General features: G+C 74.4%; 24 protein-coding genes. 7 read left to right on the forward strand and 17 right to left on the reverse strand.

The features are described from left to right. Window positions 1-17: 17 nt before the first annotated feature. Both ABD811_RS13480 and ABD811_RS13485 read right to left on the reverse strand, forming a co-directional pair. Window positions 18-152, reverse strand: coding sequence for a hypothetical protein (locus ABD811_RS13480; RefSeq protein WP_344946149.1), 135 nt, complete (start codon window positions 150-152; stop codon window positions 18-20). A gap of 24 nt (window positions 153-176) precedes the next feature. Continuing rightward, entirely contained in the window at window positions 177-1,130 is a 954-nt protein-coding gene (locus ABD811_RS13485; RefSeq protein WP_344946152.1) for a helix-turn-helix transcriptional regulator, read from the reverse strand. An 81-nt stretch (window positions 1,131-1,211) separates the two neighbouring features. Between ABD811_RS13485 and ABD811_RS13490 the strand changes: the two genes are divergently transcribed. Beyond that, entirely contained in the window at window positions 1,212-1,961 is a 750-nt protein-coding gene (locus ABD811_RS13490) for an alpha/beta fold hydrolase (protein WP_344946155.1), read from the forward strand. Window positions 1,962-2,007: 46 nt separating this feature from the next. Here ABD811_RS13490 and ABD811_RS13495 read toward each other — a convergent pair whose 3' ends face one another. From ABD811_RS13495 to ABD811_RS13520, 6 genes are all read right to left on the reverse strand, one after another. After that, window positions 2,008-2,808 carry a hypothetical protein gene (locus ABD811_RS13495; RefSeq protein WP_344946158.1) on the reverse strand — a complete coding sequence of 267 codons (801 nt, stop codon included), beginning with the start codon at window positions 2,806-2,808 and terminating at the stop codon, window positions 2,008-2,010. A 148-nt stretch (window positions 2,809-2,956) separates the two neighbouring features. Then, entirely contained in the window at window positions 2,957-3,322 is a 366-nt protein-coding gene (locus ABD811_RS13500; protein WP_344946161.1) for a fluoride efflux transporter FluC, read from the reverse strand. Beyond that, complete coding sequence (locus tag ABD811_RS13505) at window positions 3,319-3,663, reverse strand: DUF190 domain-containing protein (RefSeq protein ID WP_344946163.1); 345 nt, start codon at window positions 3,661-3,663, stop codon at window positions 3,319-3,321. The genes ABD811_RS13500 and ABD811_RS13505 overlap by 4 nt, the downstream gene beginning before the upstream one ends. Then, window positions 3,660-4,157 (reverse strand): fluoride efflux transporter FluC, encoded by a 498-nt coding sequence (locus ABD811_RS13510; protein ID WP_344946166.1) that lies wholly within the window; start codon window positions 4,155-4,157, stop codon window positions 3,660-3,662. The genes ABD811_RS13505 and ABD811_RS13510 overlap by 4 nt, the downstream gene beginning before the upstream one ends. Window positions 4,158-4,357: 200 nt before the next feature. Further along, window positions 4,358-5,596, reverse strand: coding sequence for a cytochrome P450 (locus tag ABD811_RS13515; RefSeq protein WP_344946439.1), 1,239 nt, complete (start codon window positions 5,594-5,596; stop codon window positions 4,358-4,360). Window positions 5,597-5,751: 155 nt separating this feature from the next. Then, complete coding sequence (locus tag ABD811_RS13520) at window positions 5,752-6,705, reverse strand: NADP-dependent oxidoreductase (protein ID WP_344946168.1); 954 nt, start codon at window positions 6,703-6,705, stop codon at window positions 5,752-5,754. Window positions 6,706-6,754: 49 nt separating this feature from the next. Here ABD811_RS13520 and ABD811_RS13525 point away from each other — a divergent pair, with 49 nt between their 5' ends. Together ABD811_RS13525 and ABD811_RS13530 are read left to right on the forward strand one after the other, a co-directional pair. Next, complete coding sequence (locus ABD811_RS13525) at window positions 6,755-7,381, forward strand: TetR/AcrR family transcriptional regulator (protein ID WP_344946171.1); 627 nt, start codon at window positions 6,755-6,757, stop codon at window positions 7,379-7,381. Between the two features lie 190 nt (window positions 7,382-7,571). Continuing rightward, entirely contained in the window at window positions 7,572-8,177 is a 606-nt protein-coding gene (locus tag ABD811_RS13530) for a YbaK/EbsC family protein (RefSeq protein ID WP_344946174.1), read from the forward strand. Between the two features lie 7 nt (window positions 8,178-8,184). On the opposite strand, the gene ABD811_RS13535 is transcribed toward ABD811_RS13530, so the two are convergent. From ABD811_RS13535 to ABD811_RS13550, 4 genes are all read right to left on the reverse strand, one after another. Further along, entirely contained in the window at window positions 8,185-10,020 is a 1,836-nt protein-coding gene (locus ABD811_RS13535) for a glycoside hydrolase family 3 protein (protein ID WP_344946176.1), read from the reverse strand. Between the two features lie 431 nt (window positions 10,021-10,451). After that, window positions 10,452-11,483 carry an ARPP-1 family domain-containing protein gene (locus ABD811_RS13540; RefSeq protein WP_344946179.1) on the reverse strand — a complete coding sequence of 344 codons (1,032 nt, stop codon included), beginning with the start codon at window positions 11,481-11,483 and terminating at the stop codon, window positions 10,452-10,454. Continuing rightward, window positions 11,480-12,802: a hypothetical protein gene (locus ABD811_RS13545; protein ID WP_344946181.1), complete on the reverse strand. Its 1,323-nt coding sequence runs from the start codon at window positions 12,800-12,802 to the stop codon at window positions 11,480-11,482. The genes ABD811_RS13540 and ABD811_RS13545 overlap by 4 nt, the downstream gene beginning before the upstream one ends. Window positions 12,803-12,853: 51 nt before the next feature. After that, a complete protein-coding gene (locus tag ABD811_RS13550; RefSeq protein WP_344946184.1) occupies window positions 12,854-13,684 on the reverse strand; it encodes a TetR/AcrR family transcriptional regulator in 831 nt (276 codons plus the stop codon). Between the two features lie 101 nt (window positions 13,685-13,785). Here ABD811_RS13550 and ABD811_RS13555 point away from each other — a divergent pair, with 101 nt between their 5' ends. Further along, window positions 13,786-14,802 (forward strand): ABC transporter ATP-binding protein, encoded by a 1,017-nt coding sequence (locus tag ABD811_RS13555; RefSeq protein WP_344946187.1) that lies wholly within the window; start codon window positions 13,786-13,788, stop codon window positions 14,800-14,802. 31 nt (window positions 14,803-14,833) lie between these two features. Continuing rightward, window positions 14,834-15,604 (forward strand): ABC transporter permease, encoded by a 771-nt coding sequence (locus tag ABD811_RS13560; protein ID WP_344946190.1) that lies wholly within the window; start codon window positions 14,834-14,836, stop codon window positions 15,602-15,604. A gap of 22 nt (window positions 15,605-15,626) precedes the next feature. Here ABD811_RS13560 and ABD811_RS13565 read toward each other — a convergent pair whose 3' ends face one another. Then, entirely contained in the window at window positions 15,627-16,673 is a 1,047-nt protein-coding gene (locus tag ABD811_RS13565) for an EamA family transporter (RefSeq protein ID WP_344946193.1), read from the reverse strand. Window positions 16,674-16,820: 147 nt separating this feature from the next. On the opposite strand from ABD811_RS13565, the gene ABD811_RS13570 reads away from it, so the two are divergent. After that, on the forward strand, window positions 16,821-19,598 hold the full coding sequence (locus ABD811_RS13570) for a hypothetical protein (protein WP_344946196.1): 2,778 nt from the start codon (window positions 16,821-16,823) through the stop codon (window positions 19,596-19,598). Between the two features lie 102 nt (window positions 19,599-19,700). Here ABD811_RS13570 and ABD811_RS13575 read toward each other — a convergent pair whose 3' ends face one another. From ABD811_RS13575 to ABD811_RS13585, 3 genes are all read right to left on the reverse strand, one after another. After that, entirely contained in the window at window positions 19,701-20,264 is a 564-nt protein-coding gene (locus ABD811_RS13575) for a dihydrofolate reductase family protein (protein WP_344946198.1), read from the reverse strand. A gap of 75 nt (window positions 20,265-20,339) precedes the next feature. Then, window positions 20,340-20,834: an SRPBCC family protein gene (locus tag ABD811_RS13580; protein ID WP_344946201.1), complete on the reverse strand. Its 495-nt coding sequence runs from the start codon at window positions 20,832-20,834 to the stop codon at window positions 20,340-20,342. Continuing rightward, window positions 20,831-21,205, reverse strand: coding sequence for an ArsR/SmtB family transcription factor (locus ABD811_RS13585; RefSeq protein ID WP_344946204.1), 375 nt, complete (start codon window positions 21,203-21,205; stop codon window positions 20,831-20,833). The genes ABD811_RS13580 and ABD811_RS13585 overlap by 4 nt, the downstream gene beginning before the upstream one ends. A 159-nt stretch (window positions 21,206-21,364) precedes the next feature. Here ABD811_RS13585 and ABD811_RS13590 point away from each other — a divergent pair, with 159 nt between their 5' ends. Next, window positions 21,365-22,474: a WYL domain-containing protein gene (locus ABD811_RS13590; RefSeq protein ID WP_344946207.1), complete on the forward strand. Its 1,110-nt coding sequence runs from the start codon at window positions 21,365-21,367 to the stop codon at window positions 22,472-22,474. A gap of 72 nt (window positions 22,475-22,546) precedes the next feature. On the opposite strand, the gene ABD811_RS13595 is transcribed toward ABD811_RS13590, so the two are convergent. Further along, window positions 22,547-23,011, reverse strand: coding sequence for an ATP-binding protein (locus ABD811_RS13595; protein WP_344946209.1), 465 nt, complete (start codon window positions 23,009-23,011; stop codon window positions 22,547-22,549). Window positions 23,012-23,435: the final 424 nt, after the last annotated feature.

A 23,435-nucleotide genomic window follows, 5' to 3' on the forward strand; every position in this document is an offset into this window, starting at 1 on the left:
AACGGGTTCCCGGGAGCCTAGGCGGCGAGCAGGCGGTCGAGCAGTTCCCCGACGGCGGCCTGACCGTCGGTGATGGCGGCCGCGTCGCCGTCCCTGGCGGCGATGAGCAGGGCGACCTCGTCCCCCACCTGCGGCGCCACTGGGACGCCCACCCCGCCTAGAGGCCGCGCGCCGGGTCATCCGGTTCTGTCGGCGTGGGCGCGGAGGGTGTCGGCGAGACGGCGTACCGCGTCGCGCAGCTCGGCGGGGCGGCGGATGACGAACGGCCAGCCCAGCCCGGCCAGCATGCGCGCCATGCCGTCCAGGTCGTCGGCGCGGGTGGTCATCAGGACGCCGCCGTCCACGCGCGACAGCGTGGCGGTGGAGGCGGGGACGCGGCGCCGCGCCTCCTCCAGCGTGGTGTCCAGCACGACGTCGACCTGGTGGGCGTAGGGGACGCGCGCCAGGGACCGGGTGACGTGCTGCACGGGATCCAGGTCGTCGGGGACGTCGTAGGTGTCGGTGCTGGGCTCGGCCGACAGCACCCGGTCGACGCGGAAGGTGCGCGTCTCGCCGCTGCGGTGGTCGTGCCCGGTGACGTACCAGCGTCCGGAGTGGAACACCAGCCCGTACGGGTCGAGCTGACGTTCGCTTTCGGTGCCCTGCCAGGAGCGGTAGCGCAGCAGGACGCGGCGTCGCGCGCGGGCGGCACCGGCGAGGGTGAGCAGGGCCGCGGTGGCGGGCGCGGCCGCGTCGCGGGGCGCGAGGGTGAAGTCCAGGGTGTCCTGCAGGGCTTGCACGCGTTCGCGCAGCGCGGCGGGCAGGACGCGCTGCACCTTGGCCAGGGCGCTTTCGGTGGCCTGGCCGGGGAGGCCGACGCGTCGTCCGGCCAGCAGCCCCAGGACGACGGCGGTGGCCTCGTCGTCGTTCAGCATCAGCGGCGGCAGCTTGTATCCGGGCATCAGCCGGTAGCCGCCGTAGCGTCCCCGTTCGGCCACGACGGGCACGCCCAGCTCCTCCAGGCGGGTGGCGTAGCGCCGGACGGTGCGTTCGTCCACGCCGAGCCGGCGCGCCAGTTCGGCGCCGCCCATGCGGTGGTTGGCCTGCAGCAGCTCCAGCATGGCCAGCATGCGGGTCGTGGGATGTGACATAAGGCACCCGATTAATCCGGACGTGGTCTGACCGGATTTGATTCTACGGTGGAGACTCCAGACAACAGGGAGGGCTTGACCATGGCGACGTTCGTGTTGGTGCCGGGCTACTGGCTGGGCGCGTGGGCGTGGGAGGAGGTGGCGCGCGACCTGCGCGCCGCCGGGCACGAGGCGATCACGGTGACGCTCACCGGCCTGGCCGAACGCGCGGACGAGGCGACACCGGAGGTCGACCTCGACACCCACGTCAACGACGTGCTGACCGTGCTCGACGGCCGCCGCGACGTGGTGCTGGTCGCGCACAGCGGGGCGACCATGCCGGTGACCGGCGCCGCCGACCGTGCGCCCGAGCGCCTGGCGCGCGTGGTGTACGTCGACAGCGCCCCGCTGCCGTCGGGCTGGGCGCAGCAGGACTTCAACGAGCCCGAGCAGCAGGCCGCGATCGAGAAGCAGGTCGCCGACGAGGGCGACGGCTGGCGCATCCCGGTGCCCGCCTTCGACCCGGCCGAGGACCCGCAGAGCCTGGAGGGCCTGTCCGAAGAGCACCTGGCGCGGATGCGCCGCCGCGCGACACCGCAACCGTTCCGCACCGCCGCCCAGCCGCTGGTGCGCCCGGCGACGGTCCCGCCGACGCCCAAGGCGTTGATCGCCTGCACGTTCCCGCTGGACACGGTGCGGCACCTGGTGGCCGCCGGCAACCCGGCGTTCGCGATGCTGGCGGGGCCGGAGTGGACCTTCCACTCCCTGCCGACCGGCCACTGGCCCATGTTCTCCCGCCCCGCCGACCTGGCGGCCCTGCTGAACGAGCTTCGACCGTCGGCGGCGGCGTGATGTGACGTCGACGGCCGGATCCCCGGCGGCCTGTGGCCTGCCGGGGTCAGCGCAGCAGGGAGTAGGCCAGGGCCGCGGCGATCGCGAGGGCGTAGGCGGCCGACGCGGCCGCGACCGCGCGTGTGCGGCGCGCCTCGTGCCAGCCGGTCAGGGACAGCACGGCGGCCAGGGCGGGCAGGACCAGCACGCCGTGCAGGCTGACGGCGTGGACGGGCTTGAGGAAGCCGGCCACCCGGTAGGCCTCCTGCTGGTGGCCCGCCGACGCCTCGATCACCCCGCGGGCGATCATGGCGGCACCGGTGGCGAGCCCGGCCATCAGCGTCGCGAACCCGGCGCGCACCGCCAGCAGCATGCTGGGGGTGACGCGCGGGTTGGGCCGCAGGGCGGCGACGGCCATGGCGGTCAGCACCACGATGAGCACGCCGCCTCCGGCCGCCAGCACCGTCGACACCGCCGAGTCGAACGACGTCTCCCGGTTGAGATGGGACGGCACGCCCCGCCAGGCCTGCAGGGTGATCCCGCCGACCTCGACGACGCAGTCGGCCGTCAGCACGCCCAGCAGCACGGCGCGGGCGCGTTCGCCCAGCGCCAGGTGGGTGGCGACCCAGGTCACCGTGATCAGTGTCAGGCCGAACGACAGCCCGAAGGTGACCGGCTTGCGCCAGGACACCGGCCCGTCCCACGGTCCGCCGTCCACCGCGAAGACGACCAGGTGGAACAGGCCCGAGACGATGAGCGCGGCGCCCACCGCCACACCGGCGCGTTCGACGCGGCGCCGGAACGGCGCTGCCGCCGCGTGCAGTCTCGGTCGTGGCGGGTGGGCTGGACTCGTCGTCGGAGCAGGCATCGGACCGTTCCTTCGGGGCGTCGGGCGCTGACCCGTTCATCGTGGTGTCCGGTTCCTGCGCGGGCGTCGTCCGTGGGGCTACATCCGCACTACGCGAATCCGCGTACGCCGGGGGCCTGCGCGTACTCCCCCGCCGCGACGGGCGCGGTCACACGGCTTGGGCGAGCGCCATGCCGCAGTAGGCGGCGCCCAGTCCGGCCGCGATCGAGGCGGCGGCGTTGAGCACCGCGTAGGTGCGGGCGCCGTCCTCGGCCAGGCGCAGCGTCTCGTAGCCGAGGGTGGAGTAGGTGGTGAGCGCTCCGCACAGGCCGGTGCCGGCCAGGGTCATCGTCCCGTGCCCGGCGGGCAGGGCGGCCAGGAAGCCCAGCAGCGCCGACCCGGTGATGTTGACGGTGAAGGTGCCCCAGGGGAAGACGCCGTCGTGGCGGGCCTGCACGAAGCGGTCGGCCAGGTACCGCAGCGGCGCGCCCACCGCCGCGCCCAGCGCGACCAGCAGCACGGCCGGGACGCTCACCGCTCGTCCCCGCGGCCGGCGTAGCGGATCACCTCGACGGGATCGATGATGACCAGGCCCTCGGCGACCAGCTCGTCCAGCTGGGGCAGGAACGCGCGGATCCTGTCCTCGGCGTCCACGATGATGATCGCCAGGGGGAGGTCTTCCGACAGCGACAGGATGCGGGAGGTGTGGATGCGGCTGGACGCCCCGTAGCCCTCGATCCCGCGCAGCACGCTGGCCCCGGCGAGCCCGGCGGCGTGGGCGCGGTGCACGATCTCGTGGTAGAGCGGCCGGTGGTGCCAGGTGTCGCTCTCCCCCACGAAGATCGTCAGGCGGAGCGCGGAGCCTTCCAGCTTCATGGTCGTCCTTCCGTGCGCGGGCGGTCCTCGCGGCGGCGCGCGACCGCGCGGGCCAGGGCGCGCGTCAGGTGCACCCCGGTGAACACCGCGGCCAGCGCGGCGGCGGGGGTGGCGGCCAGGTAGATCAGCGCGGTCCTGGGCGCGCCGGCCTGCAGGGCCTGCTGGGCGTCGACGACGTAGGTGGAGAAGGTGGTGAATCCGCCGAGCACGCCCACGCCCAGGAACGGCCGGACCAGCCGGTGCGCCTCCCGGATCTCGGTGATGGCGACCATGAGCACCCCGATCAGCAGGCATCCGGCGGTGTTGACGCCGAAGGTCGCCCAGGCGAAGCCGCCGGGCGCGTGGGGGAAGGCCACGGCGACGCCGTGGCGGGCGAGCGCGCCCGCCATCCCGCCGATGGAGATGACCGCGAGCGTCGCCCACGGCACGCGGCGCCGGGCGGGGGGCCGGTCGGCGTGCAGGTCGACCTGCGCGGCGGTCCGGGCGTCGGGCATGCGGATCTCCTACCGGTATGACGACGTCATCGGTAGGGACCGTTGGCGTCCCTGTTCACAAGGACGCGGTTGCCCCGCACGTGGGCGGGGGCGGTGGGCCCCACCACCGCTCCCTCGAGGGTCGTCCTCGGGGCTCGCCCCAGCATAGCGACCGGCCGGTCCCGGCTGGACCACGGCCCGGCGGGACGACCGGCCCCGGGTCAGGGGGCGGTGAACGTGCAGGGCAGGCGTTTGATGCCGTTGATGAAGCTGGACAGCAGCAGGTCGGGCTCGCCGTCGGCGCGGATGTCGGGCAGCCGGGTGAACAGTTCCTGGAACATCACCGTGATCTCGCGGCGGGCCAGGTTGGCGCCCAGGCAGTAGTGCGGTCCGGGACCGCCGAACCCGACGTGCGGGTTGGGCGAGCGGGTGATGTCGAACCGGTCGGGGTCGGTGAAGACGGCCTCGTCGCGGTTGGCGGAGTTGTAGAACAGCATGACCTTGTCGCCCTTGGCGAGGGCATGGCCGTTCAGCTCGTGGTCGCGGGTGAGGTTGCGGCGGAAGCAGATGACCGGGGTGCTGTAGCGGACGATCTCGTCCACGGCGCCGGCGATCCGCGCGTCGAAGTCGTCCAGCAGCAGGTCGCGCTGGTCGGGATGGTCGGTGAACAGCTTGAGCCCGTGGGCGATGGCGTTGCGCGTGGTCTCGTTGCCCGCCACCACCAGCAGCAGGAAGAACGTGCCGAACTCGCGGGCCGACAGCCGCTCGCCGTCGACGTTTGCGTTCACCAGCGCGGAGGTCAGGTCGCCGGTCGGCGCGGCGACGCGTTCGCGGCCGAGGCGGGCGGCCAGGCGGTGCAGCTCGCGGGCGGCCCAGGCGACCTTGGCCAGGCCGAGGCCGGTGCGCAGGCGTCCCATCTCGGGCGTGATGCCGGTGTACTCGGGGTCGGTGTTGCCCAGCACGATGTTGGTGAGCCGGACGACGCGCGGCTGGTAGTGGTCGGGGATGCCGAGCATGTCGCAGATGACCTCGACCGGCAGCCGCACGGCGACCTTGGCGACGAAGTCGCCGGGGCCGGAGGCGATCAGGTCGTCGACGATGCGGGCGGCGCGGCGCCGCACGTCGTCGTCGGTCTTGGCCAGCATGCGCGGGGTGAAGGCGCGGGACACGATGCGGCGGATCTTGGCGTGCCGCGGATCGTCCATGTTGATCATGGAGTCGACGTAGCGGTTCAGCCAGCTCGGCGAGTCGATGACGCTGGTGGCGTTGGGCTCGCTGCTGAAGATCTGCGGGTTGCGGCTGGCCTCGGTGACGTCGGCGTGCCGCACCAGCGCCCAGAAGCCGTCGCCGCGCCGGGTGAACGGGACGGGCGGGTCGGGATAGCGCACCGGCCCGGGCTGGGCGCGCAGCACCGCGAACGCCGCGGCCCGCTCGCGCGGTGGACGGGCCCAGAACCCCATGTCGCTCAGATTGATGGCGTCGATCGCCGGACCGGTCCGCTCGGTGGTCACCGCCGCGTCACCTTCCCTCGTCGCTGCCCCCCATGCTCAAGTAAGCGATCATTTACGTCAATGCCTCGAATGTCCGGTGTGACCCGATAGACATCGATGCCGCGTCAGTGCACGAGCACGATCTTGCCGCGGGCGTGGCGGGTCTCGCTCAGTTCGTGTGCGGCTGCGATCTCGTCGAGGGGGAACGCCGCCGCGACCGGTACCCGCAGCCGGCCCGCGTCGGCGAGGGTCACCGCCGTCGCGAGGCCGTGCACTGCCAGCGGGTCGGCGCCGGCTCCCAAGGCCGTGCCCGTCCGGTCGGCCGGCGCGCCGTGCGACAGGTGCACACCGTGGGCCGCGGCGGTGAGGTCGGCGGCGATCGTCACCACGCGCGCCGCGTCCCCGACGATTTCGATCAGGTCGGGCAGCGCCCCTCCGGCGCAGTCGAACACCGCGTCCACCCCGTTCGCCGCCAGCCCGCGGACCCGGCCGGCCAGCCCCGGACCGTACGTCGTCGGCACGGCGCCGAGGGAGCGCAGGAAGTCGTGGTTGTGCTCGCTCGCCGTACCGATGACGGCGGCACCGCGGGCGACCGCGAGCTGGACGGCGATCGTGCCCACCCCACCGGCCGCCCCCTGGACCAGCACGGTGTGGCCGGCGCCGACCGCGAGCCGGTCCAGGACCCGGGTGGCCGTCTCGACACCGCCTGCGGCGCCGCCCGCCTCCTCCCAGCTCCACGCGGCCGGTCTCGGCGCCCAGGCCACCAGGACCGCGTAGTCGGCATTGGCGCCGCGCGCGGACGGGTCGGTCATGCCGAACACCTCGTCGCCGACGCCGACGCCCGTGACGCCGTCGCCGACCTCGTCCACCACGCCCGCGGCCTCCATCCCGGTCCGGTGCGGCAGCGTCACGGGCACCACGTCCCGCAGCGCCCCCGAGCGGATCAGGGTCTCCCCGGTCGAAAGTCCCGAGGCCCGGACGGTGATGCGGATCTCGCCTGGTCCGGCGTGCGGCTCTTCGACCTCGGCGACGTGCATGACACCGGGTGGACCGTATTGCGAGAATTGGGCAGCTCTCATGTGCCGGACCGTAACGGAGCGCCCTGTCCGTCTCCCTAAAGTGAGAGCGGTGACGGCCCAAGTGGTTCAGAAACTGCGCTCGGACGCCCGGGACAATCGGGAACGGATCCTGGACGTGGCCCGCGCCACCTTCGCCGCCGAGGGCCTCGACGTGCCGATGCGGGAGATCGCCCGGCGTGCGCAGGTCGGCGTGGCCACCGTCTATCGACGCTTCCCGACCAAGGAGGCGCTGCTCACGGCGGCTTTCGCCGAGCAGATGGCCACGTGCGTCGCGGTCGTCGAGGAGGGCTTGGCGGCCGCCGACCCCTGGCAGGGGTTCTGCCAGGTGATCGAGGGGTTGATGGCGGCGCACGCCCTCGACCGGAGCCTTGCCCGCGCTCTCGCCTCGCAGTATCCCCAGGTGTTCCACTTCGCCGAGAGCCGCGACCGCGCGCTGCGCGGCCTGGCCGAACTCGTCCAGCGCGCGAGAGAGGCGGGCGGGCTGCGGACGGACGTGGGGGTGGAGGACATCGTGCTGGCGCTGATGGCGAACGAGGGCCTCCGGGCCGCGTCACGGGAGACGAGGGTCGCGGCTTCGCGCCGCTTCGCGGCCCTGATGATCCAGTCCTTCCGGGCGGACCCGGTCCCCGCGCCCCTTCCCCCGGCGGTCCGGCTACCTCTCCCCGTGCGCCCATGAGGCATGCGCACGGCCCAGGGATCAGCGATCAGCCTCCAGCCGACCGACCTGCGGTGACCGGTCTCCTTTCCGCGGGGCCGGCACGGCTGGACCGTGGATGCGGCGGACGGTGATCGGATTTCGGCTCCGCCGGAGGGCGCGCAGGTGTATTCATGTACTTAGCCAAGTCCCTAAATGCCCTGGGGGGAACGTGTCCGACCTGCGTACAGACGACCGCGGGGCCACCGCGTCCGACGGCGGCGGCGACGGTGGCGGTTCGGCCTATGACCGGCTGATCGGCCTGCTGGAGGGGGGCGGCGCCCGCTACCGGCTCATCGACCACGCTCCCGAGGGCCGCACCGATCTGGTCAACGCGATGCGCGGCAACGATCCGGCGCAGGCGGCCAAGTGCATCGTGGTGATGGTGAAGCTGGACAAGAAGACGCGGCGCTACGTGCTGGCGGTGGTGCCCGGGGACCGGCGCGTGGACCTGGGCGCGGTCAAGCGGCTGCTGGGCGGCGGCTACGCGGGGTTCGCGGCCACCGAGGTCGCCGAGCGGCTGGCGGGCAGCGTGAGCGGGACGATCCTGCCGTTCTCCTTCCATCCCGACCTGGAGCTGGTCGTGGATCCGGCGCTGCTGGAGCACGCGGAGATCTTCTTCAACGCCGCGCGGCTGGACCGGTCGATGGCGCTGGACACCGCCGACTACCGGCGGCTGGCGCGGCCGCGGCCGGCCGCGATCGCCGAACCGCCCGCCGACGCCTCCACCGGCACGTCGGCGGACGGCTCGGCGGGCGGTGCGTCGGCGGGCGGTTAGGGGGCGGTCAGCGGGTGTAACCGAGGCCGTGGCCGAAGGGGTAGAGGGTCTGGCCGGAGTCGCCGCCCACCGGGATCGTCACCGGCAGCCTGCCCGACGGCGCCAGCTCACCGAACAGCACCTTGGCCGCCGACCGCAGCGCCTCGGCGGTGTAGGAGTAGGTGGCCAGGTAGGTCGGCGCCTCGGTGAAGTAGGCGATGTCGTACGGGTCGCGCACGGCGATGACCACGACCGGCTTGCCGGTGGCGACCAGCGCCTTGACCAGGTTCGCCTGCCCGGGGCCGTTGTGGGGTTCGGTGGGCGTGGACGGCTTGACGTCCCACGCGCGGTTGGTGACGGCGACGACCAGGTCGGCGTCGCGTGCCGCGGCGACGGTCTCGTCGATGCGCTGCGGGGTGGGGCTCAGCCCGGTCTCGCGCACGGTGGCGGCGGCGCCGCGGCGGGCCAGCTCCTCGCCGAGGGTGCGGGTCGTGGCGGCGCCCCATCCGGCGACCAGCACGTTGCGGGCGCCGGGGCGCAGCGGCAGCAGCCCGGCGTCGTTCTTGACCAGCGTGGTGGTGCGGTCGGTGGCGCGCTGGGCGGCGGCCAGGTGCGCGGCCGCGCCGACGACCCGGTCGACCTTGGACTCGTCGGCGAACGGGTCGCGGAACAGGCCGCGCTTGCGCTTGAGTTCCAGGACGCGGTAGACGGACTCGTCGAGGCGGCGTTCGGTCAGCTCGCCGCTGTTGACGGCCTCGACCACGGCGCGCAGCTGGGTGGGGAACTGCCCGGTCCCGGCGGTGTCGGCGGGCGGTTTGAGCAGCATGTCGGCGCCGGCCTTGAGCGCCAGCACGGGGACGCGGTCGTCGCCGTACTTGTCGCGCACGCCCTGCATGTCCAGGGCGTCGGTGACGACGACGCCGCGGTAGCCGAGGCGCTGGCGCAGGATGCCGGTGAGGATGGGCCGCGACAGGGTGGCCGGGTCGCCGGACGGGTCGAGCGCGGGCACGACCAGGTGCCCGGTCATGATGGCGTCGACGCCGCGTGCGATGGCCGCGCGGAACGGCGGCAGGTCCAGGCGCTCCCACTGCTCGCGGGTGTGCTCGATGCGCGGCACGCCGGTGTGGCTGTCGGTGCGGGTGTCTCCGTGGCCGGGGAAGTGCTTGACGGTGGGCGCCACGCCGCCGGTGCTGTACCCGTCGACCTGCGCGGTGACCATGCGCGACACCAGTGCCGGGTCGGAGCCGAACGACCGCACCCCGATGACGGGGTTGGCGGGGTTGACGTTGACGTCGGCGACGGGGGCGTAGTCGGCGTTGACGCCGATGGCGCGCAGCTCCCGCGCGGTGACGGCGGCCAGGGCGCGGGCGTCGGCGGGGCGGCGTCCGGCGGCCAGCGCCATGGCGCCCGGCGACTGGGTGGCGGGCGGCTGCACGCGGGCGACGATGCCGCCCTCCTGGTCGATGGAGATCAGCGCGGGGACGGGGACGCGCTGGGCCAGGGCGGCGCGCTGGATGCCGTTGGAGAAGGCGGCCAGCTGGCGGGGGTTGTCGACGTTGGCGGGGTCGGCGCCGTAGTAGATGATGCCGCCGGGTTTGTAGCGGGCGATGACCTGTGCGGCGTTGTCGACGCCGTACAGGCGGCGGTTGCGGGCCACGTCCGCGGGGTCGGTGGTGTCGGCGCTCTTGCCGTACACCTGCAGCACGAACAGCTGGGCGGCCTTCTCCTCCAGGGTCATCGCCTTGATGATCCGCGTCAGCCGCGGGTCCTTGCCCGGGGCGGCGAGGGCGTCGGTGACCGGGGTCACCAGCGTGGCGGCCAGGGTGGTGGCGGCCAGGAGGGACAGGCGTCGGCGACGGTGCATGACGGCTCCCTGCGGTGGCATCGTCGCCGCCCCCGGACGACCATGATCATGTGTGTTCCCCCGGCACGCTAGACATCCGCGCGGGGCCCGTCAACGGCAGACGTCCACGACGTCGCCCGCTCGCCGGTCGCGTTCGCCGTGTCACCGCGCCGCCGTCGCCGGCGCCGCCGTCGCGCGCCGTCGCCCGGCGCCCGAGGGAGCGCGCGGAGCGGGGGTGAGAAGGCGGGACGGGCGGCCGGCGCGTCCACCAGAGTTGTGACCGTTTCTCAGACGGTTAATGCCAGACTTGGAATCTGGGGTCCGTCTGGTGCGCCCGGCTCAGTTCCCGCTCGTCATTCAAGTGGGCGCGGGCCCGTGAAGCAACCGGTTTATGCCGCTGCCTCACGCGCCGCGGCCCCGCCGCCCATGCCGTGGTTCGGCCCGTGCCCGGCTCACTGCGCGGTGTCGCCGGGCCAGGGGGCGAACAGGGAGGCGTACACGGCGCGGTCCCCGTCGGTGACGACCTGCCCGGCCAGGTGGGCGCCGGTGACCGTGGACAGCCGCAGGCCCAGGTAACGCTCCTCCTCGGTGACCTCGACGGGGCCGGTGGGGACGTCGGCCAGCCATCCGGCGACCTGCGCGATGCGGGCGGCCCGGTCGCGGTCGAGCGCGGCGCGCAGCTCGGGCAGGCTGGTGGCCGGAAACGGCCGCGCCTCGGAAGGCGGCCCGGCCTCGGCGTGCCGCTGTTCGGCGTGCCAGGCGGCGACGCCGTAGGCGAAGCAGACCAGGGCGGTCCACACGTCGGCGAAGTAGCCGGGGTCGGGGGCCAGCTCCAGCCCGGCCAGCCGTCCGTCGACGAAGAACAGCGCGCCCAGTTGCCCGGGTTGCAGTTCCAGGCGGCTCTGGAACTGGGTGAGCACGGGACGCTTGCGCGACAGGATCTGTTCCAGGTGCCCGCGCGCCGGCAGCCCGTAGCCGCGGTTGAGGGCGGCGATGTCGTCCCACAGCTTGGAGAAGTCGTGCACGCCGCGCCGCTGCAGTGCGCGGGCGCGCAGTTCGACGGGCAGGACGAAGAACCACTGGTCGCGTTCGGTGAGGTAGCCGCCCTGGGACGCCTGGACGCAGGCGGCGTCCTCGAACATCAGGCTCTGCCCGGCGGCGATGAACGCCGAGCGGCACAGCGCGTGGTTCTGCGCGGCGTCCTGGATGTAGCCGATGTGCAGCGGGACGATCGCCACGCCGTCGGCGGCGCCGTTGTGCAGCTCGACGCGGCCGTAGCCGTCGACGCGGGCGAGTTTGAGGCCGCGGCGGGGCGGGACGATGCCCGGGTAGGCGGGCCCGGAGATGGGGACCATGGTCAGCGCCCCGGCGCGCTGCGGGGTGCCCAGGCGGTGCCCGGCCAGGCTGAGCGGGCCGGGCATGAGGGTGTCCAGCGTGGTGGTGGCGGCGCCGGACGTCGCGCCGGGTGTGTCGCGGATCGTCATGCGGCGATCCCTCCGATCTGTGCGGCCTGCCGGTCCAGGGCGTCCAGGCGGGTGCGCAGGGCGGTGCGCAGCCACGGCTCGCCGGCGGCGCAGTGCCCGAACATCCAGGGCAGCAGTTCGTCGAAGTCGTCCTGGTGCCAGAACCCGCGTTGCGGCAGCGCCGGGGCGGGACGGCGCAGGGTCAGGTCGTCGGTGGGCGTGAACATGGCGTGGCAGAACAGCACGGGGGTGGTGACGCCGACGTGCGGCAGGGTGGCCGCGACGCGGGCCAGGTCGCCGGGGAAGACGTTCTCGTAGCCGTCGGACACCACGGCGACCAGGTCGGGGCCGGCGGCCAGCGCGTCCAGCACGCCGGTGGCCAGGTCGGTGGCGCCGCGCGGGACGCGTTCGTCGCCGCCGACCTCCACGACCTCCACCCGGTCGCAGACCTGCGACAGCACCATGCGCAGCGCGGCGGCCTGCGACATCAGGGCCCATTGGCGTTCGCCGTAGCCGCGCATGGACGCCGAGGCGTCCAGCACGAGCGCGACGGTGCCCGGGAAGCGGGGGTAGGCGGCGACGGCGGCGGCCAGGTAGCGGCCGAGCGCCACGTACAGTTCCTCGGCGGGGCCGCCGCGGTACAGGTGGACGAGGGTGGCGGCGATGTCGCCGCGGTTGGTGGCGGTGACGGTGCCGGGGTACCGGCGTGCGCGTTCGACGGCGAGCACGGGTTCGTGTGGGGCGGTGGCCTCCTGCGGGCCCGCCGCGTACAGCGCGGGGACGCGCCGGAGGGCGTGGTGTGGTGCGGTCAGGAACCGCAGCAGCCGTCGTTGCAGGTAGTCCGAGCCGGTGTCGCCGTCGGCGATGCGGCGGGCGCAGCCGCGTGCGGTGGCCTTGCCCAGGGCGTGTTCGAAAGAGTCCAGCAGGGCGGGGCGGCGCGCGGCGATGAGGGCGTCGGCGTCGGGGTGCTCCAGGACGAACCGCAGCGCGGCGCGGGTGGTGTGCTTGTGGTTGGCGCGCAGGCGGCGCAGGCCCAGCAGCACGGTGATGACGTGGGCGGGCGGCAGCGCCAGGGTCAGGACGCGGGCGAGGCGGGCCAGGGTGGCGCGGGTGGCGTCGTCGAGCCCGGCCTGGGAGGCGGCCAGCACCTGCAGCAGGACGCGGGCGCGCTGCCAGGGCCGCACGCCGGGGGCCAGGGCGAGCAGCGCGTAGCCCTCGGGGTCGGCGGTGTAGGCGGCCCTGTGCAGGTCGGCGTCGTCCCAGCACAGGGTGCCGCCTCGGGGCAGCGTGAGCGGGACGGCGTGCGTCTCCAGGTGGGTGAGGAGTGTGGGGGTGTCCATGATTGCCTCCGCACCCACGGAGTGTAGGAACGCGGGCGATCACCCCGACACCTATTTTTCGGTGTCGGGCTCCGGCGCGGACGTCTCGGACGATCCGTGCGGCAGGGCCGGCGGCGCGGTGCCGCCCGGGAGGCCGCGGCCGGGGGCGGCGGGTTTGGCGCCGTAGCCGCCGATGCCGCGTTCCAGCAGGTCGTAGGCGCGTTCGGCGGCGGCGTAGACGTCTTCGCGCATCTCCTCCAGCGACTCGCCGGCCATCTTGCGCTGCAGGATCTGCTCGACGAGCGTCCGCTGCACGGCGAAGATCATGGCGGCGGCGGCGCGGGCGGTGATGTCGTCGGGGTCGGCGTCGGTCTCGTCGGCGAGAACGGCGGCCAGCCGGCGCTGCGCGCGATGGGCGATCTCCAGTTGCTTGGCGGCCAGGGCGGGGCTCTGGCGGACGGTGCGAGCCCAGGTCTCCGAGCCCTCGTGGAACCCGGTCTGGTAGGCGTTCTGGTCCAGGCCTTCGATGAACAGGCGGCGGAACACCGCGGCGGCCGACTCGCCGGGAGCGCGTTCGGTGAACGCGCGCGCCGCCTGCTCGACGATCTCCTCCTGCCGGTCGAAGAACAGGTCCTCCTTGGTCCCGAAGTAGTTGAAGACGGTGTTGACCGACACGTCGGCGGCGCGGGCCACGTCGGCGATGGTGACGTTGTCGAAGCCGCGCATCATGAACAGCCCTGTGGCGATGTCGGCGATGCGCCGCCTGGTCTCGCGCTTCTTGCGTTCACGCAACCCGAGCCGTTCGGTGTCGCGCGCCTCCCCTCCCCCGGACCCGGCCTCGAATCCGGCCTGGGTCCCGGTCCCGGTTCCGGCCGGCGTCCCGGCCCCGCGATCGTCCGCCATGCCAGGAATTCTAGTCGCGATGGCGTCACTGAAAACTTGGTGCGACTCCAAATTTGTGGTTACTCTATCGACGTTTCCCCCATCCGATCCTGGAGGCAGACGTGATCGAGGCGAGCGGGCTGGCCCGCACCTTCACCACCAGACGCGGCACCGTGGAGGCGGTGCGCGGCGTCGACCTGTCCGTGGCGCCCGGCGAGATCGTCGGGTTCCTGGGCCCCAACGGCGCGGGCAAGACCACCACGCTGCGGATGCTGACCACGCTGCTGGCGCCCACGGCCGGCACCGCCACGGTCGCCGGGCACGACCTGCGCACCGACGCGGTGGGCGTGCGGCGCCGCATCGGATACGTGGCGCAGGGCGGCGGCGCCGGTCCCGCCGTTCCGATCGGCGAGGAGCTGGACCTGCAGGCCCGCCTGTACGGCGTGGGCGACCGCGCCGAGCGGATCGCCAAGCTGTGCGCGCGGCTGGAGCTGGAGGGGCTGCTGGATCGTCCGGCGCAGGCGCTGTCGGGCGGGCAGCGCCGCCGGCTGGACATCGCGCTGGGGCTGGTGCACCGTCCGCCCCTGGTGTTCCTGGACGAGCCGACCACCGGCCTGGACCCGCACAGCCGCGGCAACCTGTGGGAGCACATCCGCCGCATGCGCGACGAGGACGGCACCACGGTGTTCCTGACCACGCACTACCTGGACGAGGCCGACGCGCTGTGCGACCGGATCCTCATCATCGACCACGGCCGGATCGTGGCCGAGGGCACGCCGGACGAGCTCAAGCGCCGCGTCTCCGGCGACGTGGTGATCCTCGAACTGGCCGACGCGCGGCCCGGCGGCGGGCCCGACGCGGACACCGCCGGTGAGACCGGCGGAGGGGCAGCCGGGGAGACCGGCGGGGCCGCTCGTGCGCGCGCCGCGCTGGCGGGCCTGCCGCAGGTGCGCGAGGCGGTGGTGACGGGATCGTCGGTGCGGCTGACCGTCGACCAGGGCGACCGCGCGCTGCCGCAGGTGGTGCGGGCATTGGACGCGGCGGGGGTGGAGATGACGGCGCTGCGGATGGCGCGTCCCACCCTCGACGACGTGTTCCTCACCATCACCGGCCGGTCGCTGCGCGAAGCCGCCGCCTGAATTTCCATGACACCGACGAGGAGGGGTTCCCGTGGATCTGCGACGTACCGTGCGTGACACGCGCCTGCTGTACATGCGTCATCTGCGTGCGACGCTGCGCGCCAGGGTTGCGGTGGTGTTCGGTGTGCTGCAGCCGCTGCTGTACCTGCTGCTGTTCGGGCCGCTGCTGACACGGCTCAGCGGCGTGCGCGGGTTCGGGGACCACGACGCCTGGCAGGTGTTCGTGCCGGGCGTGCTGGTGCAGCTGGTGCTGTTCAGCGCGGGCTATGTGGGGTTCGGCCTGATCGCCGACCTGCGCGCGGGCGTGGTGGACCGGCTGCGGGTCACGCCGGTCAGCCGGGTGGCGCTGCTGCTGGGCCTGGTGCTGCGCGACACCACGATCCTGGCCGTGCAGGCGGTGCTGCTGCTGGCGGCCGGGGTGGCGTTGGGACTGCGCGCGCCGGTGGCCGGGCTGGCGATCGGCGTGACGCTGGTGGTGCTGCTGGCGGTCGGCATCGCCTCGCTGTCGTACGTGCTGGCGCTGGTGACGCGGCGGGAGGACGGGTTCGCGCCGCTGCTGGGGGCGGTGGTGCTGCCGCTGATGCTGCTGTCGGGGATGCTGCTGCCGATGAGCATGGCGCCGGGATGGCTGGACGTGGCGTCGCACTTCACTCCGTTCCGGTACGTGGTGGACGCGGTGCGCGCCGCGTTCGTCGGCGACTACGCCTCGGCGACCGTCGCCGAGGGCGCGGCGGTGACGGCCGTGCTGGTGGTGGTGTCGGTGACGTTGGGCACCCGGCGGTTCCTGCGCGAGAACGCCTGACGCGGGGCCCGGCCCGGGAGGTTCAGCGGCTGAGGGCGTGCGCGGCGGCCGCGTCCCCCGGGTCTTCGGGGCCGCCCGCAGGGCCGGGACCGCCTGCGGCGACGGGGGTGACGGGGCCGCCGATGGCGGAGGCGGGGTCGGCGGGCACGGCGGTGTCGGCGGTGGCGCGCTGGGCGAGGAACGCGCCGGCCAGCACGATCGCGCCGCCCGCCAGCTGCACCGGTGCGAGCCGTTCGCCCAGCGCGGCCCAGGCCAGGAGGGTGGCGGCCACCGCCTCGGTGTAGCAGATGGCGCCGGCGACCTGCGCCGACAGCCGCTGCACCCCGGCCACGCCGGTCAGGTAGGCCAGCACGGTGCTGACGACGATGATCCAGGCGGCCAGCAGCCAGCCGGGGGCGGCGTGGTCGCCGACGGGCACGGTGGCGGGCAGCACGTCCCAGGGCAGCGCCCAGGGCGCGGCGGGCACGACCAGCACGGCCGCGGCGACCATCGTGCCCGCCGTGGTCATCACCAGCGGGTCGACCTGGCCGGTGAGGCGGTCGACGAGCAGGAAGTACCCGGCCTGGCAGGCGGCGGCGCCCAGACCGGCGGCCAGTCCCAGGGCGTCCAGCCGCAGGCCGGTCCACACCTGCACCACCATGGTCAGGCCGACCATGGCGACGGCGACGCCGGCGACGGCCGAGCGGTGCACCGGCGCGCGCCGCACCAGCCGGGTCCAGCCCAGCACCAGGATGGGGCCGCAGAACTCCAGCAGGATGGCCACGCCGACGGGCAGCCGCGAGGCGGCCACGAAGTAGAACGCCTGCGCGCCGGCCACGCCGGTCAGGCCGTACCCGACCACGTACGGCAGGTGGGGCCGCACCGAGCGCGCCGCGCCGCGGCCGCGCAGCAGCAGGGCCAGCGGCACCAGCACCAGGGTCGCTCCGGCGATGCGCAGCCACACCGCCTGCCAGGGGGTGAGCCCGGCGTGGATGAGGGCCTTGCCGAACGGTCCGGACGCGCCGAAGCACACCGACGACAGCACCGCCAGCGACAGCCCCACGGTGCGCGTACGCGCGGCGTCCCGCATGGTCCCTCCCCTCACGCGAAGTACATGAGCATCCTGCCATAACGCTCCTTACAGCGTCGATGTCCGGACTCGTTCCGGCTCGTACCGGCCGGGTGGCGTTCGCCGGAACCGTCGGGCGCGTCATCGGGGAGGACTACTATTCGCGGGGTGAACTGGCACGCGGCCGGGGCGGGACTCGGCGGAACTGGGGGCGGAACGGCCGGCGACCTCTTCACCGCGGTGGAGGCCAACGTACGGGAGCTGGTCGCCTCGCCCTGGTGGCGCACCGCCCCGCCGCAGCAGCGCGCCGAGCAGGTCGTGGCGCGGATGCTGTGGGGCTCGGGCGAGTGGTGGCTGTTCGGCGCGTGGGGGCGCTGGTACCGCTGCGGCCTGGACGGCGTCTGGCACCCGTGCCCTCCCCCCACCGACCCGGCGGAACGACGCGTCGCCCAGCCGGCGCCGCGCGGCGCGGGCACTCCTCCGGTGCCGCCGCAGCTGTTCCCCACCGGCCCCGACCTGACCGCCGGACGCGTCGCCTCGCTCGGTTTCCTCGGGGCGCCGCCGGAGACGGCGGTGGTCGCGCGCATCCAGCAGGCGCTGACCACGGCGTGGGCGGTCAACCCCGCGCAGTTCGCCCAGCAGGACCCCATGTTCCAGCCCGGCACCCCCAGCACCGTGGTGGCGGCCTGGAGTGCGCTTCTGTGGTGCGCGGGCGCTCCGGTGGTGCTGACGGAGAACCCGCTGATCGAGTCGTTCATCCCGTTCCTGACCACGCCCGCCGAACGGCTGCACTGGATGATGCCGCCCGACTTCGGCACTCTGGCCGGGTACTACATCAACCGGCTGCAGGCCGGCGACGGCGCCGGGGCCGCGCACATCGCGCGGGTCATGTACGAGGTGGCGGCGGGGTTGCAGGCCGACGCGCGGTTCCGTCCCGGCGCCGACGCGCTGGCGGCGGTGACGGCCGCGTCGCTGCGGCTGGTGCAGCAGGACATGGCCACGGCCCGGTACGGTCCCGCGGCGATGCTGCAGGAGTGGCGGCGCCGCTGCCCCGCCGAGTTCGCCACGCCCATGGTGCGCGACGCCGCGCCCGGCGAGTACCTGCGGCTGGCGTTGTACGACCTGCAGCAGGTGGTGGCGGCGCTGACGGGGGCGCGCGCGCCGGTGCCGACGGGGGGCCGTCCGCATGACGACGTGCGCCGCGCCGGGATCGCGTTGCTGGCCGCCGACCTGCAGGCCGCGCCCAACGCGGTGCCCGCGCTGCACCGCTGGCTGGACCCCGACAGCGCCCGCACGCTGCACGCGGTGCTGACCGACCCGGCCAACCCGTTGCGGCAGCTGTGGCCGCGCGACGGCCGCCTGCCCGAGGCGTTGCGCAGTACCGACGCCGACGCGCTGTCGTGGCTGCTGGCCACCACCTACACCATCGGGCTGACCTGGTGCCGTCTGGCGCAGGTGCCGCCCCCGGCCACGGGGTTCGCGGTGCCGCAGGCGGTGGCGGCCGAGCTGACCAGCCCGGCGCTGCACTCCCCGCCGTCCACCGACGAGCTGAGCGCCTGGGACATCATCAAGGCGGCGCGTGCGCACCTGGCCGCCGAGCGGCAGGCCGCCGGGGAGTCGGCCGACCAGCCCGTCGCCCCGCCTCCCCCCGAGCCGCCGCCCACACCCGCGCCCCAACCGCCGCCCCCCGAACCGCCGCGTTCGTCGGGCGCGCCCGGTGCGCCAGGTGGCCCAGGTGGATCGAGCGCGCCGGCCTCGCCGCAGCCCGAACCGCCGCTGGGGATGCAGCCCGCGCCGGCGCCCTTGCCCCTGTCGTCTCCGGTGCCGCCGCCGTCGTCTCCGTCTTCCCCGTCGTCCCCGTCGTCCCCGGTGCCGCCGCCGTCGTCTCCGGTGCCGCCCGCGCCGCCGACCGCGCCGGTGTGGCCGAGCGCCGGCCCGAACGCCGCGCCCGGGGCCGCGCCGGGCGCCGTCGCGGGGGGTGTGCAGCAGGGCGTGGGCGGCGCCGAGGTGGAGGCCACGCATCTGGATCCGGGGCCGTTCGCCACGCAGGTCGACCCGGAGGCCACCTCGCGTGATCCGCTGCCTCCCCCGCCCGCGCCGGTGTCGGATCCGCCGCCGCCGGTGCCTCCGGCGCCGTCGCTCGAGGCCGGTCCGCAGATCGCCGAGGCGTACGGCATCCGGTTCCTGTGCGGCGCCGACGACATCGAACGCGTCGTGACCGAGGTGCGGCGCCGCGGCAAGTGGGCGCAGCGGCTGCGCGGTCAGGAGATGTCCACCGCGTCCATGCCGGCGCTGCTGCTGATCGGCGCGCCGTCCAGCGGGCAGCGGCGGCTGGGGCGCATGGTGTCGCGTGCGCTCGCCGACGTGCGGGTGTCCAGCGGAGAGGTGCACGGCGTGCACGCCGAGGAGGTCCGCGGCCGCGGTCCGGCCGGGCTGCGCGGTGTGCTGGACGAGCACGCCGGGCACACGCTGCTGCTGGACGGCCTGGACGCGCTCGTCCTCGACGACCCCCAGGGCGCCGCCTACGCCGAGCACCTGTACGAGGCGCGTCTGGAGGGCGTCAGCGACACCACGCTGCTGGCCACGTGCGAGCCGGCGCGGGTGGCCGAGCTGTCGGCGGCGGCGCCGGAGCTGATGGCCGACCTGCGCGCTGTGCGGCTGCCGGACATGAACGATCCGCGTGTGCGCGCGGGCCTGCTGGCGTTGCTGGCCGAGGAGCGGCGGCTGCGGCTGGGGCCGGACGCCTGGGAGATCGTGCACCGTGACCTGGGCGGGCTGCGCGGCCGGGGGCGGCTGACGGGGGCGCGGCTGGTGGAGACCTATCTGGACCGCGCCGTCACCCGTCACCTCGGCCGGGCCGACGCCACGCAGGCGCTCGACAACGCCGACACCCTGACGTTGACCGCGGCCGACGTGGAGGGGCTGGCCGCGGAGCTGTCGCGCTGACGGACCGGGCCGCGGCCCGGTCCGCCGGGGCGGCCGGCAGCGGCCGCCGGTCAGGCCGCGACATGTGGCGCTTGGGGGCGTGTGCCGCGGCCTGGCGTGCGGTCAGGCGCGCGCGGTTTCCAGGTGCAGCGCGGCGATGCCGCAGTCGAACGTCCGCGAGCCGGCCAGGCGGAGCCGGTGGTAGCCGTCGCCGTCGGGGAACACGGGCATCCCGGAGCCGAGCGCGACCGGGTTGACGAACAGGTGCAGCTCGTCGATCAGTCCCTGGGCGATGAGCGCCCGGGTGAGCGTGCCGCCTCCGCAGACCATGATGTCGCCGCCGGATTCGGCCTTGAGCTTGTTGATGGTCGCGGCGACGTCGCCGCCCGCGACGACGGCGTTGTTCCAGGGAGACTCGGTGAGGCTGTTGGAGATGACGACCTTGGGCGTGTTGTTCATCTTGTCGATGCCCTCCTGGGTCTCGCCCTCGGGGCCGGACTCCCAGGCGGGGATGAACCCTTCGGCGAGCCTGCGGCCCAGGACGATGCAGTCGACCGGGTCCCAGATCTTCTCGACGTAGGCGTTGATGTCGTCGGTCCAGGGGCCCGTCACCCAGTCGAGTTCTCCGTTGGGGCCGGCCATGTAGCCGTCGACGCTGATCTGGAGCTGCAGCTTGACCGTGCGCACGAGGCGGTTCCTTTCGGTGTTCTGGCGTGTCTGTTGTGGTGTGTCCATGCCCGGTGCGGGTGCGGGGCCGGGTCGTCAGTCGGGTGACTCGGTGAGCAGGGCGTCCATCCGGCCGATCGACTGGGCGAAGATGTCCGTCGCGCCCAGGCGCACCAGCTGGTCCATCTGCTCGCGGGAGTCGAACACCGAGTGCACCAGCATGCGGGTGCCGCCGTCGTGCTCGGTGAGGCGCACCCGCACCTGGGTGGTCGGGATGTCGGGGACGGGCACGCCGTCGTCGGCGAAGCCGTCGGTGAACTCCAGGGACGTCGGCGGTTCGACCGAGTCGATCCGCCACCAGCCGCGCGACGTGCGGCCGTCGGGGCCGGTCATGAGGTAGGTGACCGTGCCGCCGGGGGTCAGGTCGTGCTCGTCCACGGCGGTCGTGAAGCCGGGCGGCCCTCCCCACCAGCGCTCCAGCCGGCGCGGGTCGGACCACAGCCGCCATACCCGTTCGACGGGCGCGTCGAAGTCGGCGACCACGGTGAGGGTCAGGGCGTCGTAGTCCTTGTCGACGCGGGTCACGGTCATGTGTTCCGTCCTTGCGTGGTGGTGTCCGCCGCCGGGCCGGGGTCCTCGGCGAGCAGCCGCGCCATGCGGTCGACGCGTCCGCGCCAGGTGGCCTCGAGCTCGTCGAGGGCCTGCCGCGCACGGCGCACGGCGTCCAGGTCGGTGCGCACGAGCTGCTCCCTTCCACGGCGCTGCTTGGTGACCAGACCGGCCCGCTCCAGCACCGCGACGTGCTTCTGCACCGCGGCGAAGCTCATCGGATAGGCGTCGGCCAGCCGCGACACCGACAGCTCGTCGCGTACGCAGCGGCGCACGATGTCGCGGCGGGTGGCGTCGGCCAGCGCGTGGAACAGGTCGTCCACGGCCTCGTCGGTCGATCCATCTACAACCATTTGGTTGTACGTTAGCGGAGTCGTCGGTGCCCCGGCAACGTCGACGCCGGAACGCGCGCGGACACAGGCGGACACGGACGGATCAGCGCGTTCGCGACGGTCCGGGAAACGCGCCCGAAGGGAAGGAATAATGTCGGCGGCGTCGGTGACCATGGAGGCGTGGATCGCGTGGACCGGCTGCTCGCCCTCATCGCCGAACTGCGCGCCGCCGCCCCCGACCCCCTGACCGTCGACGAGCTGGCCGAGCGGCTGGGCGTCAGCGCCCGCACGGTGCGCCGCGACCTGGAGCTGCTGACGCACGGCGGCCTTCCGGTGCGGTCCGAGCGGGGCCGCGGCCATGTCCTGGCGCCCGAGCCCGCGCCGCCCCCGATGAGCGAGGTCGCCTCGCTGGTCGGCCCGGTGCGCGACACGCTGGCGGCAGCGGTGCGCTCCGGCCGCGTGGTGCGCCTGGCCTACACCGACCAGTCCGGTGCGCGCAGCTTCCGCGACGTCGAACCGCAGGGCCTGGTGGTGGGCCCGCACGCCGACTACCTGGTGGGCTGGTGCCGCATGCGCGACGGGCCGCGGATGTTCCGCGTCGACCGCATCGGCGCCGCCTACCTGGCCGGCCGCGCCGCCGCCGCACGCGACCTGGACGAACTGCTGGCGGCGCTGCGGGTGCCGCTGCCGCGTCCGCCCGCCGACGACGGCCCGCACGGCCCCACCGGCGCCGGACGCGCCCGCGCCTGGACGCTGGACCGGCTGGAGTACGTGCGCGCGCGGCTGCGCGAGGCGACCGCCGAGGCGCGCGACGGCGGGCCGGGCGCGGCGGCCCTGCGCACGGTGCTGGCGCACCTGGCGCGATGGACGCGCTGGCAGGTGGCGGCGATCCGGTCGGCGGCCACCGGAGCGCCCCCGCCGGAGCGGGACGTGCCGCCGGGGTTCGGCCGCGCGATGCCGGCCGAGGAGCGGGAACGGGTCATCCAGGACGCGATGGCGCTGCGGTCGCTGGGCGAGCTGGCCCGCGACCTGCAGGAGGTGCTGGCGGGCCTGGGACACTGGGCGGCCGGGTGCGACGACGCGCTGTGGGAGCGTCCCGTCGCCGACCCTCGCCCGTCCGGGCCGCCGGGCCCGCGGCGGCCGCTGGCCGACGTGCTCGCCGGGTGGCGCGGCCCCCTGGCCCACATCGAGTGGCACCTGGACCGTCTCGCCGAACACCCCGAACGCCCCGTCGACCTGGACGAGGACGACGAGCTATGGGTCGTCGACCGCTGCCCCCTGCAGGCCTGACGGCTCGCGCGGCCCCCCGGCAGGCCCGCCGGCCGTCTCAGGCTCTTTGGGCTCGCGCCGTTCTCCCAGCCCTCAGGGAGCGGACGCGGCGCGGTGCCCGTTGACGCCGCGCAGGACGCGGGTGAACCACACGACCTTCCCGGGCGGGTCGGGACGGCAGCCGAACGCGGTGGCCAGCGCGGCGACCAGCAGCAGCCCGCGGCCCTCCTCCGACCAGCGCGGCGCCTGGCCGCACGGGCGGGCCGGCGCCGCCGGGTCGGCGTCGGTGACCTCGGCGACCAGGCAGGTGCCGTCCAGCCGCAGCCGCAGGCGGACGGGCGGGGCGCCGTGCACGACGGCGTTGGCGACCAGCTCGTCGATCATGAGGACGACGTCGTCGACGTCGGTGGCGTCGGTCACCCGCCACGAGCGCAGCGCGCGTGCAGTGAGGGCGCGGGCGTGGGCGGCGGCGGGGGTCTCGGGGGCCAGCTCCCAGGTCGCGGCCCGCGCCGCCCTGCGTGCCGGTCCGTCGGTCTCCATGTCGGTGTTGGCGGCCACTGCCGGACTCCTCACCTGTGGCGGTTCCCGCGTCACTCCAGGTCGTTCCCGTTCCGCCCGCCGTACGACTCGTGCGATGGACGGATCTGGCCGTGCCGCGAGCACCCCGTGTCGGCGGCGGTCAGGGACGTTCGCACCCCGGCCGTGCACAAGGTGGGACGCCGCCCGGACCGGGCGGGTGCACGCGCCTCACACAACCCTCACTGCCGGGTCAGGTGGCCGTGGCGCACCCCGATGGGAATGAGCACTCCCCCGATGCCGTTATCGTGGTGGGTGTCGGTGTGGCATGTGTCCCCCGGGCTCTACCCTTTGCCTTCGAGGAATACCGCCGGGCCGTACGGCTCGGGCAGGAGCTTCGTTGTGCCTTTCGCCGCGAGGCGACCACCACACCGGCCTGAACGTCAGGGCCCCGGCGGGCGATACG

This window comes from Actinomadura miaoliensis, assembly GCF_039536785.1.
GTDB classification, from domain to species: domain Bacteria; phylum Actinomycetota; class Actinomycetes; order Streptosporangiales; family Streptosporangiaceae; genus Spirillospora; species Spirillospora miaoliensis.